Source organism: Enterobacter sp. WP_7_1 (assembly GCF_003688535.1).
Classification (GTDB): domain Bacteria; phylum Pseudomonadota; class Gammaproteobacteria; order Enterobacterales; family Enterobacteriaceae; genus Enterobacter; species Enterobacter asburiae.
Window position 1 is genome coordinate 1037634 of sequence record NZ_REFK01000001.1, and the last position, 12352, is coordinate 1049985.

Here is a 12352-nt window from a genome sequence, read left to right on the forward strand (position 1 = left end):
TTATCTGGCTTCTATTTTAAAGGCGCGAGGCTGTGGGGCAGGCGTGTTTGGGCCAAACCAGACATCGTAGATTTTTGCGGCCTGACCGTTCTTCTCGAGATTAACCAGCTCGTCGTTAACGGCCTTCAGCAGCGCCGTTTCACCTTTCTTCACCCCAACGCCAATCTCTTCTTTACTGAGCAGGTCGGGCAGGATTTTAAAGTTCGCTTTATCCGGCGCCTGCGCCAGCAGACCGGCCAGAATGGTGCTGTCCTGGGTGATGGCCTGCACGTTACCGTTGCGCAGTGCCGTCAGCGCCAGCGGAATATCGTCATACGAGAGCACGCGTGACTGCGGGAAACGCTGGTGCAGCGCCTGCTCGCCCGTCGTTCCTTTGACCGCGCCAATGCGCGCCCGGCTGTAGTCATCAAGCTTGTCCGGTGATTTAGCCGGAACCAGGAACTGCTGGCCGGTGACAAAGTAAGGGGTCGAGAAATCAATCACCTGCGCGCGTTCCGGGGTGATGGTTATATCCGCCACGATCAGATCGGCTTTTCCGGACTGCAGCAGCGGAATACGGTTAGCCGGATTGGTGGCGACCAGTTGAAGCTTCACGCCGAGCGATTTTGCCAGCGCTTTGGCGAAGTCCACGTCATAACCCACGATCTCGTGCGTTTTGGCATCAATAGAGCCAAACGGCGGGTTGGCGTCAAACGTGGCCACTTTCACCACCCCTGCGGCCTTAATATCCGCCAGCTGATCGGCCTGTGCCTGCGCTGAAAGCAGGCTGCCCGCCGCCAGTAATCCCAGAACCAGTGTCCGTTTGGTAAACCCTTTCATGTTTGCTGCCATAGTCATTCGCCATCCCGTTGTTTTTGTTTTACCCCGCTACGCTCCCATAAGCGAAAGCTATCGCCAAATAAGAAATCGTTCTTTGCTATGAGCAAAAAAGCATTAGTGAACAAGGTGTTAATGAAGAGTGAAAAGAACGGGATGCTATTTGCAGATCCTGCACATCGACAGTGGATTTTGGTATTTCCCCCGCGCGTCATTTGAGTGCTTAACTGAGATCAGATACGGCGAAAGAGGGTAAGACGATGAAAAAATGGATCAGCACGTTACGGCGGTTTTTTGCGACCCGACCAGTGAATGCGGAGAACAGCGCGCAACGTGTTCTTGAGTCAATCCTGCCTGTCGCCAGCCTGTATGGCGTCGACGTTGCCAACATTGACCCGGAGTGGTTCCATGATAAAACGTCACGCTGAACTGCGCCGCACGCGCGAAACGTACTGGAACGAGGTGTGCGTGACGTTTAACGAGTGAAATAAAAAAGCACCGGTTTCCCGGTGCTTTTTTATTAGATCTTGCAGGCGTCGCCGCAGTCGTCGTCGGCGACAATCGCCTGCGCTTTTTTGTCCGCATCGTCCAGACGTTCCGCATTACGCTCTTCGGCTTCATCCAGACCGTTAAAGACTAAGTTATCGAGATCAATTTCCATGTGGCACCTGCTCTGTTCAGTTTTTGATACTGGCACAGTATAGGGCAAAAAAAGCCAGCAATGTACCTCGCAGCACATAAGGATAATCCCTGCCATACTCAGTGCTTTATCGCTGAGGAGAGCACATGATTACACTCTGTAAAACCTGTGGAACAGCCTACGATACGCAGCCGGACCGATGTCCGATTTGTGAGGATGAGCGCCAGTACGTGCCCGCCACGGGCCAGGCGTGGACCGATCTCGACACCGTCACCGCCACGCATACCAACAAATGGCAGCAGCTGGAGCCCCGGCTGTTCGGGATCAAAACGGTGCCCGCGTTTGCGATAAACCAGCGGGCGCTATTCCTGCAAACGCCTCACGGCAATATCCTCTGGGACTGCATCGCCAACCTCGACCCCGCAACCAAAGCGCTCGTTACCGCCCTCGGCGGCATCAGCGCAATTGCGATTTCACATCCGCACTATTACACCACGATGCAGGTGTGGGCTGCGGCGTTTGATGCGCCGGTGTACCTGCACGCCAGCGACAGGGAGTGGGTCATGCGCGACAGCCCGGCCATTCATTTCTGGGAGGGGGACGCGCTGGACGTTTTCCCGTCGGTCACCTTGCTGCGTCTGGGCGGGCATTTTGCTGGTGGAACCGTGCTGCACTGGCAGGAGGGGGATGGGGTACTGCTGGTGGGCGATATTCTGCAGGTCACACCGGGTAAAGACGCCGTCTCGTTTATGTGGAGCTATCCGAATTATCTTCCGCTGCCGGCCCGCACCGTGGCGTCGGTGGTGAGTCATCTCGAAGGCAAAACCTTTGAACGCCTTTACGGCGCGTTTGAAGGGCAGAACATCCAGGCCAGTGCGGACGAGATTGTGCAGCGGTCGGGCCAGAAATATATTGCTTGTCTGAAGTAAACCACGATGGGTAAACTTTACGAGTGTGATCTCGATCATGCCTAAACTAAAACAGATAAAAGAGACATTGCTATGCAACATATCATTGAAGGTTTTCTCAGCTTTCAAAAAGAGATTTTCCCGCAACGTAAAGAACTCTTCCGCAGTTTAGCGTCCAGCCAGAATCCCAAAGCGCTGTTCATCTCATGCTCCGACAGCCGTCTGGTCCCGGAACTGGTCACCCAGCAAGAGCCAGGACAACTCTTTGTCATTCGTAATGCTGGCAACATCGTGCCGCCTTTCGGGCCGGAGCCTGGCGGCGTGTCCGCCACTATCGAATACGCCGTGGTGGCGCTGGGCGTCACGGATATCGTGATTTGCGGTCACTCCAACTGTGGCGCGATGAAGGCGATTGCCGATAACGCGAACCTGGAACCGATGCCTGCTGTGTCACACTGGCTGCGCTATTCTGACGCGGCGAAAGCCGTGGTAGAGAAGAAAACCTGGGATAAGCCGATCGATAAGGTCAATGCGATGGTGCAGGAGAACGTGTTTGCGCAGCTGAGCAACATTAAGACCCACCCTTCCGTCGCGGTGGGCCTGCGTAATAACTCCATCCGACTGCACGGCTGGGTGTACGACATTGAAAGCGGCAAAATTCTTGCCCTGGATAAAGAGACGAAAACCTTCGTTTCGCTGTCTGAAAACCCGGAAGTCTTCTTCGAGTAATCCGCGACAGCAGGGCATGGAAGCCCTGTCAGTTCTCAATATACGGTAATCTGCGCCGCGATCCGGACGCGGGTTTTTCCGCCGCTTTCGCCATTGCTTGCGCAATCTCTGCACACTCCGCCAGCCCCTGAACGAAGGGTCGATCGTGCATCAGCCACGGTATCGCGCCGAAGGCGATGCGACCGCGAACGGCGTCAGGCGCATTTAAGGTGTAATCCTCACCGACGTCCGGTATCTCTTCGCCCGTGGCTTCCAGCTGTTTGCGCAGCGTCGGAAAGGGCAGATCCTTCGTTTTGAGCGGCTTCTGCCCGCGTGCATCAATAAACACGTCGAAGCGGTAAACGGTCTCTTCTGTGGTGATTACCGTGCGATCGCTGCCAACGTCCAGCGCGTAATCGTCACCGAGCGTCGCCACGCTGATGATGCCGGCTTCGCGAAGCGCGAGCAGCCTGCGGATAGACTGCGGAGGAATGGCCGCATAGTTGTCGATAAATACGCGGGCGAGGCCTTGCTTAAAGCGCTCTCTGTCCCGTTCGTTGAGGTGGGGAACAATCTCCTGAACCACCTCATGCAGCCGAAGCACGGTATAGCGCCAGGCTACGGTGCGCCGCTCGCGTTTGTTTCGCTCCACCTCGTTGAGATTTTCTTCCGCCCAGGTAAAGGGGCCGTGCCGTTTACGATCCTCAAACCAGGCCTCACGAATGCTGTCCGCGTTCTGCTTATGCAGCGATATTTTCTCGCACCACGTCGGGTCAGCGAGCTGAAGCTCTTTGACCATCAGGGTAAAGATGCGATCCAGCAGGCCATCCGATCCTTTGGCAATCTCGCTTTCAGCCGCGCCTTCGGTCAATACCGACAGCGGTTCGTAAGGGATAGGGCAGTAAAAATCGGCTTCCGGCAGAATGCCCGTCCGGGACATCAGGACAATCTTCAACGCGTCGCTGCCTTTATCCAGCACGAATTTATCATCACGAAATTCACCGTGCTGCATCACTACCGCCATGGCCGCGTCGAGACCGCTTAACGATGTCCCCATAATACCGACGCGGCAGGGAGGGATACTGGCGTCCATCAGACCGGACCACGGGCTTGGGAAGAACGTGCGCGTAGCTTCATCCTCTTCCGGCCAGACGTGGCCGGTGGCGATAACCGCAAGGTCGAATTGATAGGGCAAGACGCTGCCGTTGACGGAAAGCGTAACGCCGGTTGTTGCGGGAATGATGTCAGTGACCTTCGCAGATTCATGGACATCAACGTGGAATCCCAGCCTTTTTGCCTCTTTTACGATGGAAAGAAAGCTGTCGCGGAAATACTCGCCCAGCAGGAGTCGGGGCAGGAACTGTCGGTCATGCAGGCGGGCTTTATCAACCTTAAAGCGCGCAAGATGGGCGTCACTCTGTTCCTTGAGCCAGTCGAGGTAGGTGATAAAAATGGGCGGGATTTCAATGCTCGCAATGTTCGCTAGCATCAGCCGGGAATTATCGTCGTCGTTATAGGGCATACCCACGCCAGCGTCTTCGGATTGTTCAAAGATGGAAACTGAGAGCGGCTTGCTGTTTTTAAGGAGATGATAAAAAGTATAAATCCCTGTGGGGCCGGAGCCGATAATCGCGATTTTCTTCATCGACGGTCTTCCTGTTTTTTTTCCATAAGAAAAGCGTAGCAGGAGAATAATGATGAAAATAAGGGATTAGGAAAATTCAGGATATCAGAAGAGGATTTGCACCATTTCAGGACTGAAATGGTGCGTCCGAGTGGACTCGAACCACCGACCCCCACCATGTCAAGGTGGTGCTCTAACCAACTGAGCTACGGACGCAGAATGGTGCGTTCAATTGGACTCGAACCAACGACCCCCACCATGTCAAGGTGGTGCTCTAACCAACTGAGCTATGAACGCAACGTGTTGTCGGCGACAACGGGGACGAATATTAGCGGCACAGCACCGAGGTGGCAAGAGGGAAAATGCATTTTTCTCTCTGATTTCACGCGATTGCTTCATTACCGCGCAAAGTGAAGAGAAAGTAGCCGCCGGGCGGCGGCTACTGCGTCGTTAACGTGCCGCGCGCTGCAAAATGACCGTTGATGGCTGGCGTTGCAGGAAGCGCATTCGCATCATCATCATAATCGCCGCCGACGTCAGGCCGATGATAAAGCCCATCCAGAACCCTGCCGGACCCATGCGCTCAACCACTAAGTCAGTCAGGGCCAGAATATAGCCAGCCGGCAGTCCCAGCACCCAGTAGGCGATAAAGGTGATAAAGAAGATGGAGCGCGTGTCTTTATATCCGCGCAGCACGCCGCTGCCAATCACCTGAATGGAGTCAGAGATCTGGTAAATCGCGGCCAGCAGCATCAGGTGCGAGGCCAGCGCCACCACTTCCGGGTTGTCGTTATAGAGCAGGGCAATTTGCTCGCGTAATGCAACGGTAAAGAGCGCCGTACAGACAGCCATGCACACGCCGACGCCCAGCCCGGTCCGGGCGGCCGTTTGCGCATCCAGCGTTGAGCCCTGGCCCAGGCGGAAGCCGACGCGGATCGTCACCGCCGCCGCCAGCGACATCGGCAGGACGAACATCAGGGAGCTGAAGTTCAGCGCAATCTGGTGCCCGGCCACGTTCACAATGCCCAGCGGGGAGACCAGCAGGGCGACTACGGCAAAAAGGGTCACCTCAAAGAACAGCGCGAGGGCGATCGGCAACCCTAGCTGCACCAGACGCGTCATGATGTTCCAGTCCGGCGTGCTAAATCTTTTCTCGTTGCGAATATCGCGCATGGAACGGGCGCGTTTTACAAAGGCGATCATGGAGAAGAACATCACCCAGTAAACGGCTGCCGTCGCCACGCCGCAGCCGACGCCGCCGAGCTCCGGCATCCCGAAATGACCGTAAATAAAGACATAGTTCACCGGAATGTTGACCAGCAGGCCGATAAAGCCCATCACCATCCCGGGCTTGGTTTTCGCCAGGCCCTCGCACTGGTTACGCGCTACCTGGAAAAAGAGGTAGCCGGGCGCACCCCAGAGCAGAGCGCGCAGATAGCCCACGGCTTTATCAGCCAGTGCGGGGTCAATGTTATGCATAGCGCGAATGATGTGGCCCGCGTTCCAGAGCACGACCATGATCAGCACGGAGACAAACCCTGCCAGCCAGAAACCCTGACGGACCTGATGGGCAATGCGCTCGCGACGACCCGAGCCATTGAGCTGAGCGATAACCGGCGTGAGCGCGAGCAGCAGACCGTGGCCGAACAGGATGGCCGGAAGCCAGATTGACGTGCCGATAGCAACGGCCGCCATATCGGTGGCACTGTAGCCACCTGCCATTACCGTATCCACAAATCCCATTGCGGTCTGGGCCACTTGCGCGACGATCACTGGTATAGCCAGTGCCAATAGCTGGCGCGCTTCATTCATGTACTTCTGCACGTGAACACCTTTATTTTGTTGTTATTTGAGAGACTAAAAAAGCCGCCGAAACGGGCAGCAAGAAGAAAATGCAGGGGGGTGCCAGCTATTGTAGCGGGCTTTAGCTATTTATCTAGTGAAAAAATCGCCAGAAAATGCGCTCCGCTGGCAACCTCTTTTTCCAACTGTTATTGTGGTGGGATTAAACGGTGTCACCACCGTCCGGAAAAAACAGGAGTTGTAAGCATGTTTACTGGTATTGTGCAGGGCACCGCCAAAGTGGTGTCCATTGATGAAAAACCTAATTTCCGTACTCATGTTGTTGAGCTGCCGGAATATATGCTTGAGGGTATTGAAACCGGCGCGTCGATTGCTCACAACGGCTGCTGCCTGACCGTTACCGAAATTAACGGCAACCAGATTAGCTTTGATTTAATGAAAGAGACGCTGCGCATCACCAACCTGGGCGAGCTGGCGGTGGGAGATACCGTCAACGTTGAGCGGGCGGCAAAGTTCAGCGATGAGATTGGCGGGCACCTGATGTCCGGCCACATCATGACCACCGCTGAAGTGGCAAAAATCGTGACCTCGGAAAATAACCGTCAAATCTGGTTTAAAATGCAGGATCCTTCATTAATGAAATACATCCTCTATAAAGGATTTATTGGCATTGATGGGATTAGCCTGACGGTGGGTGAAGTAACGCCAACGCGTTTTTGCGTGCATTTAATTCCTGAAACGCTGCAGCGCACCACGCTGGGCGCCAAAAAACTGGGGCACCGCGTGAATATCGAAATCGATCCGCAAACCCAGGCGGTGGTGGATACGGTTGAGCGCGTGCTGGCAGCAAAAGAAGCGGCAATAATAAAGACCGCCACAGAAGAAGAATAAAAAATAACCCCGGCTATCCGGGGTTATTTTTTAGCGTGCGACACGTAATCCGTGTTCAATCCCACGGCTGAATACTACCTGCCAGAGCTGAATATCCCGTGCGCGAAACGCCCCCGCGCAGGCATTCAGATAATAGCTAAACATCCGCCTGAATCGTTCAGAATAGTTGTCCGCAATCTCGGGCCAGGTCTCCTGAAAACGCGCATGCCATGCCATCAACGTGGTGTCGTAATCCGCGCCAAAGTTATGCCAGTCTTCCATCACGAAATGGGGTTCACTGGCGTTGGCAATCTGGCGGACGGAAGGCAAACAGCCATTCGGAAAGATGTATTTGTTGATCCACGGGTCGACGTTATTGTCGGTCCGCTTAGAGCCGATGGTGTGCAGCAGGAAGATGCCGTCCGGTTTCAGATTCCGATCCACCACCTCAAAATAGGTAGCGTAGTTTTTCGGCCCGACGTGCTCGAACATGCCGACGGAAACGATCCGGTCAAATTGTTCGTTCAGGTCACGGTAATCCTGCAGCCGGATATCCACATCGAGGCCCTGGCAGCGTTCCCGCGCCATTTTTTGCTGTTCCGCTGAAATCGTGACGCCGACGACGCTGACGCCATAGTGCTTCGCCATAAAATACGCCAGCCCGCCCCAGCCGCAGCCGATATCCAGCACGCGCATACCGGGCTGGAGCTGTAGCTTCTCGCTAATCAGACGCAGCTTGGCCTGCTGGGCCTCTTCAAGCGTCGACGCGTCTTTCCAGTAGGCGCAGGAGTATTGCATGAAAGGGTCCAGCATACGGCTGAACAGGTCGTTGCCAAGATCGTAGTGTTCTTTGCCTACGATCCACGCGCGCTTTTTACTTTGCAGATTGAATAGTCGGGCAGAGGCGACGCGCAGGGTGTCTTTCAGATTGCGAGGGAGTTGATTTTCAAGACCGGCACGCAGCACGCTGGCGAAAAAGGTGTCCAGACGTTCGCACTCCCACCAGCCGTCCATATAGCTTTCTCCCAGGCCTAACGATCCCTCTCGCAGCACGCGTTTAAAAAAGTCGGGATGTTTAACCTGAGGATCGGATGGCGATGATCCATTGATAGTGATGCCTGCTCGACCTAACAGTTCACTGACGATCCGGGACCAGTTGTCGTCCGGAACGCTGACTTCTTCTATACACGATGAACTCATAGCTTCTCCATCACCCTACTGTGATCAGAACCTTAAAACAGCGTAGACGCTTTTTTTGGTTTGTGAGAAATCTCACGGTAAATACCGCGAGGCTAGTATCCGACGTAGAACAGAGGAAGGGAGATAACCCTTGCCGAAATGCCTTCCATGGTAAAACGGGAGCGCTCCGGCTCCCGTTAACACTTAATATTTATCGTATTTAATCGAACCAAATTTAGTATAGGCCTCAAAATTTGGTGATTCAATAGAAAATTCTTAGCAACCTAATCACTGAAAATTAACATGATTTCCGGCGCGATTATGCATGCGACGTTTCAACCTGAGTGCGGTTGTCCTGCTCACGCTGCGCGGCTGCCTGCATGCGATAGCCCATCACCGCCAGCGCAACGGTGACCAGCATTACGCTGGTGGTGGTCAGGAGCGGCGTGGCAATCAGCGCCGATACCACCAGGCTTGCCAGGAAGCACAGCCCCAGCTGCAGGGTGTTCTGCAGCGCGGCGGCGCGGCCCGTCGCCTGCGGGAAGGGACGCAGCGCCTGGGCTACGACAATCGGGTAAATCGCCCCGTTCGCGACGGCCATCACGCAGAATGGGATCAAAATTTCGGCCAGACCGGCACCCGGAATAAAGCCAACGGCCCAGGTCCCGATGACGCTCAGCGCATACAGCACCAGCAGCCACGGCAGCATCTGCTGACCTTCCCACTTTTGCAGCGCCGCGCGACAGCCGTACCCGCCTACCAGGAACGCGATGGTCTGCGGAACATAGCTCAGGCCGATGGCTGCCGGGCTGTAACCCATATCGTGCAGAATGAACGGCGAGCCGGTGAGCCACGCGAAGAAGCTTGCCGAGCAGGCGGCATAGATCAGGACATTCCCGCGATACGCTTTGGTGCTGAGCAGAGACGTGAAGGTAATCGGCTTCGCGTCTGCATGCGCTTCTTTTTTATGCGCGGGCTTGAGGGCGAACGCCGGCAGCATCAGTACCAGGGTAATTGCAAACAGCGTGGCGAAAATGGCCTGCCAGTCGAAATGCGCGAGGATCCAGCTGCCCAGCAGGGGAGCGAGGGCCGGTGAGAGACCCACCAGCGGCATAATGGTGGCGAAAATACGGTTTGTGCGGTTAGCCGGGTAATAGTCGGTGACCAGCGCCTGCCATGTCACTGCCGCGGCACAGACGCCCACGGCCTGAATAAAACGCAGCACCAGCAGCCAGGTGGCATCGCGTACCCATAACATTCCCAGGCAGCCCACCGCAAAAATGGCCAGGCCCAGCAACAGTACCGGTTTACGACCAAAGCGATCCGAGAGCGGTCCCCAGAGCAGCTGAGCGAAGGCAAAGCCGGCGAGGAATAAACTCAGGCTGGCGCTGATGGCGGCGGCAGGCGTTTGTAAATCTTCCTGCATGGCGGCAAACGCCGGCAGGTACATATCGGTGGCCAAAAAGCCCAGCACGCTCAAGCCGCCGAGCCAGACTAAAAAACCGTTCCTGGGTTGCATTATTTTATTCTCCTGAGGAGGCAGGTATACATTGGCGCTGAGTGTAGGGAGTGCAAAGCCGCTTGTGAAACGCTAATATTTGGCTGGTGCATTCAAAAATTTTGCAGGCAGAAAATGTGGTCAGATTATTCTCTTGAAGTAGTCGATGCTGTTGCGCGTAACGGTAGCTTCAGCGGTGCGGCGCAGGAGCTGCACCGCGTCCCTTCGGCAATCAGCTACACGGTGCGTCAGCTTGAGGAGTGGCTGGCGGTTCCGCTGTTTGAACGGCGGCATCGTGATGTGGAATTAACGCCCGCAGGCGCGTGGTTTTTGAAGGAAGGGCGTTCTGTTATCAAAAAAATGCAGATCACCCGCGAACAGTGTCAGCAGATCGCTAACGGCTGGCGGGGACATCTTTCCATCGCCGTGGATAATATCGTTAAGCCGGAACGCACCCGGCAGATGATCGTCGATTTCTACCGTCATTTTTCTGACGTCGAGCTGCGGGTCTCGCAGGAGGTGTTCAACGGCGTCTGGGATGCGCTGGCGGACGGCAGGGCAGAGATGGCGATTGGGGCCACGCAGGCGATCCCGGTTGGGGGACGTTACGCCTTTCGCGATATGGGGATGCTGAGCTGGAAGTGCGTGGTGGCAAGCGATCATCCGCTGGCGTCGATGGAAGGGCCGCTCAGCGATGACACGCTGCGCAACTGGCCGTCGCTGGTGCTGGAGGATACGTCCCGTTCGTTGCCCAAGCGTATCACCTGGCTTCTGGACAACCAGCGGCGGGTGGTAGCCCCTGACTGGGAATCGTCGGCGACGTGCCTCAGCGCCGGGCTGTGCGTCGCGATGGTGCCCGTTCATTTCGCGCGTCCGCGCATCGATACCGGAGAGTGGGTTGAGCTGACGCTGGAGAATCCGTTCCCGGATGCGGCCTGCTGCCTCACCTGGCAGCAAAATGACGTCTCGCCTGCGATGGCCTGGCTGCTGGATTATCTGGGAGACAGCGAAACGCTGAACCGGGAATGGTTACGGGAGCCAGCATAGCTGGCCCCGTAAAGCGATTAACGACGGTAGTCGCGAAACGGACCATCCGCTACGGAACGGCGTTCGATAAGACGCGGGTGAACTTCAATGGACTGCGACTCTTCACGCTTGTTGACGATTCTGTCCATCAGCATGTTGAAAGCCGTTTCGCCCAGCGAGTCTTTCGGCTGGTGAATGGTGGTCAGCGCCGGGGTGAAGAAGCGCGCGTTACGCACGTTGTCATAGCCGATCACGGAAATATCCTGCGGTACGCGCAGGCCCAGCTCGTCGGCAGCGCAGAGCGCGCCCATGGCCATGATGTCGCCTCCGCAGAACACGGCGGTCGGACGGTGCGGCTGGGAGACGATCTGCTGCATCGCGCGGTAGCCCGATTCCGGCTCAAAGTCGCCCTGCACAATCCAGTTTTCCGGCACGTTGATCAGCGCTTCTTCCATCGCTTTCATAAAACCGGCCAGACGGCCCGCGCCGGTGTTGCGCTCCAGCGGACCGGGGATCACGCCAATCTCGCGGTGACCGCGTTCGATCAGATAGCGACCGGCCATATAGCCGCCTTCAAAGGCGTTATCGATAACGGAATCGGTGAAATCCGCGCGCGCTTCGCCCCAGTCCATTACCACCATCGGAATATGGCGATACTCTTCCAGCATCGACAGCACGGACTCCGGATACTCGGAACACATCACCAGCAGGCCATCAACGCGCTTTTGCGCCATCATCGACAGGTAGGCACGCTGTTTTTCAATGCTATTCCACGCGTTGCCCAGAATCAGGGTATAGCCTTTCTGGAAGCAGTTCTTTTCGACCGCTTCAATGATCTCGGCAAAATAGGCCGCTTCACTGCTGGTCGCCAGCAATCCAATGGACTTGGTGTGATTAACCTTGAGGCTACGCGCAACCGCACTTGGCGAATAGTGCAGCTCTTTGATCGCTGCCCAGACGGCGTTGCGCGTCTCTTCCGCCACAAAGCGGGTTTTGTTAATTACATGTGATACGGTTGTAGTGGAAACGTTTGCGCGTTTTGCTACGTCTTTAATTGTTGCCATTAAATGTCACTCCAGACCATATCCTAAGCTCCTGAAAAACCTGAAGGTAAACGTTTGCCTTCTCTCACCCTTATCTCGCAATGTTGAATTGCGGCACGCCGGGAAAACGACACGGGACGTCAGGAGGGGGTCAATGGCCGGTACGCTAATAAATTTAGCGTGGAATTTTGTCCTATCTTGATGAAAAGGGGAAGAGGTAAAGTGGTTATCAGTATA

12 protein-coding genes and 2 tRNA genes are annotated in these 12352 nt (G+C 55.6%); 5 read left to right on the top strand and 9 right to left on the bottom strand.

The window, feature by feature from the left end; genetic code table 11:
• Positions 1-831: an ABC transporter substrate-binding protein gene (locus tag BJ885_RS05160; protein WP_183128618.1), complete on the bottom strand. Its 831-nt coding sequence runs from the start codon at positions 829-831 to the stop codon at positions 1-3.
• 245 nt (positions 832-1076) lie between these two features.
• On the opposite strand from BJ885_RS05160, the gene BJ885_RS23245 reads away from it, so the two are divergent.
• On the top strand, positions 1077-1244 hold the full coding sequence (locus BJ885_RS23245; protein ID WP_014831607.1) for a hypothetical protein: 168 nt from the start codon (positions 1077-1079) through the stop codon (positions 1242-1244).
• A 92-nt stretch (positions 1245-1336) separates the two neighbouring features.
• Here the strand turns inward: BJ885_RS23245 and BJ885_RS05165 are convergent, their stop codons facing one another.
• Positions 1337-1477: a hypothetical protein gene (locus BJ885_RS05165; protein ID WP_003857665.1), complete on the bottom strand. Its 141-nt coding sequence runs from the start codon at positions 1475-1477 to the stop codon at positions 1337-1339.
• A gap of 125 nt (positions 1478-1602) precedes the next feature.
• On the opposite strand from BJ885_RS05165, the gene BJ885_RS05170 reads away from it, so the two are divergent.
• Both BJ885_RS05170 and BJ885_RS05175 read left to right on the top strand, forming a co-directional pair.
• Positions 1603-2385, top strand: coding sequence for an MBL fold metallo-hydrolase (locus BJ885_RS05170; protein ID WP_121931328.1), 783 nt, complete (start codon positions 1603-1605; stop codon positions 2383-2385).
• A 72-nt stretch (positions 2386-2457) separates the two neighbouring features.
• A complete protein-coding gene (locus BJ885_RS05175; RefSeq protein ID WP_023335425.1) occupies positions 2458-3093 on the top strand; it encodes a carbonic anhydrase in 636 nt (211 codons plus the stop codon).
• A gap of 28 nt (positions 3094-3121) precedes the next feature.
• Here the strand turns inward: BJ885_RS05175 and BJ885_RS05180 are convergent, their stop codons facing one another.
• The 4 genes from BJ885_RS05180 to mdtK form a co-directional block, all read right to left on the bottom strand.
• The gene (locus BJ885_RS05180; protein WP_121931329.1) at positions 3122-4717 is read right to left on the bottom strand and encodes an FAD-NAD(P)-binding protein; all 1596 of its coding nucleotides are present in this window, start codon (positions 4715-4717) and stop codon (positions 3122-3124) included.
• A 118-nt stretch (positions 4718-4835) separates the two neighbouring features.
• Positions 4836-4912: transfer RNA gene (locus BJ885_RS05185), tRNA-Val, on the bottom strand.
• A 4-nt stretch (positions 4913-4916) separates the two neighbouring features.
• Positions 4917-4993: transfer RNA gene (locus BJ885_RS05190), tRNA-Val, on the bottom strand.
• Between the two features lie 153 nt (positions 4994-5146).
• Positions 5147-6520, bottom strand: coding sequence for an MdtK family multidrug efflux MATE transporter (mdtK, locus tag BJ885_RS05195; RefSeq protein WP_121931330.1), 1374 nt, complete (start codon positions 6518-6520; stop codon positions 5147-5149).
• Between the two features lie 225 nt (positions 6521-6745).
• Here mdtK and BJ885_RS05200 point away from each other — a divergent pair, with 225 nt between their 5' ends.
• Positions 6746-7390 carry a riboflavin synthase gene (locus tag BJ885_RS05200; RefSeq protein ID WP_033145316.1) on the top strand — a complete coding sequence of 215 codons (645 nt, stop codon included), beginning with the start codon at positions 6746-6748 and terminating at the stop codon, positions 7388-7390.
• Positions 7391-7420: 30 nt separating this feature from the next.
• On the opposite strand, the gene cfa is transcribed toward BJ885_RS05200, so the two are convergent.
• Both cfa and punC read right to left on the bottom strand, forming a co-directional pair.
• Positions 7421-8569, bottom strand: coding sequence for a cyclopropane fatty acyl phospholipid synthase (cfa, locus tag BJ885_RS05205; protein WP_032638263.1), 1149 nt, complete (start codon positions 8567-8569; stop codon positions 7421-7423).
• Between the two features lie 298 nt (positions 8570-8867).
• The gene (gene punC / locus BJ885_RS05210) at positions 8868-10067 is read right to left on the bottom strand and encodes a purine nucleoside transporter PunC (protein ID WP_063142954.1); all 1200 of its coding nucleotides are present in this window, start codon (positions 10065-10067) and stop codon (positions 8868-8870) included.
• A gap of 114 nt (positions 10068-10181) precedes the next feature.
• Between punC and punR the strand changes: the two genes are divergently transcribed.
• Entirely contained in the window at positions 10182-11093 is a 912-nt protein-coding gene (gene punR, locus BJ885_RS05215) for a DNA-binding transcriptional activator PunR (protein ID WP_064672347.1), read from the top strand.
• 17 nt (positions 11094-11110) lie between these two features.
• On the opposite strand, the gene purR is transcribed toward punR, so the two are convergent.
• Complete coding sequence (purR, locus tag BJ885_RS05220; RefSeq protein WP_023335431.1) at positions 11111-12136, bottom strand: HTH-type transcriptional repressor PurR; 1026 nt, start codon at positions 12134-12136, stop codon at positions 11111-11113.
• Between the last annotated feature and the right edge of the window lie 216 nt (positions 12137-12352).

Coding starts and splice junctions, on each gene's coding strand:
- BJ885_RS05180 (WP_121931329.1), bottom strand. CDS start 4,717: ATGAAGAAAATCGCGATTATCGGCTCCGGCCCCACAGGGATTTATACT.
- punC (WP_063142954.1), bottom strand. CDS start 10,067: ATGCAACCCAGGAACGGTTTTTTAGTCTGGCTCGGCGGCTTGAGCGTG.
- BJ885_RS05165 (WP_003857665.1), bottom strand. CDS start 1,477: ATGGAAATTGATCTCGATAACTTAGTCTTTAACGGTCTGGATGAAGCC.
- BJ885_RS05175 (WP_023335425.1), top strand. CDS start 2,458: ATGCAACATATCATTGAAGGTTTTCTCAGCTTTCAAAAAGAGATTTTC.
- cfa (WP_032638263.1), bottom strand. CDS start 8,569: ATGAGTTCATCGTGTATAGAAGAAGTCAGCGTTCCGGACGACAACTGG.
- BJ885_RS05170 (WP_121931328.1), top strand. CDS start 1,603: ATGATTACACTCTGTAAAACCTGTGGAACAGCCTACGATACGCAGCCG.
- BJ885_RS05160 (WP_183128618.1), bottom strand. CDS start 831: ATGGCAGCAAACATGAAAGGGTTTACCAAACGGACACTGGTTCTGGGA.
- punR (WP_064672347.1), top strand. CDS start 10,182: ATGTGGTCAGATTATTCTCTTGAAGTAGTCGATGCTGTTGCGCGTAAC.
- purR (WP_023335431.1), bottom strand. CDS start 12,136: ATGGCAACAATTAAAGACGTAGCAAAACGCGCAAACGTTTCCACTACA.
- BJ885_RS05200 (WP_033145316.1), top strand. CDS start 6,746: ATGTTTACTGGTATTGTGCAGGGCACCGCCAAAGTGGTGTCCATTGAT.
- BJ885_RS23245 (WP_014831607.1), top strand. CDS start 1,077: ATGAAAAAATGGATCAGCACGTTACGGCGGTTTTTTGCGACCCGACCA.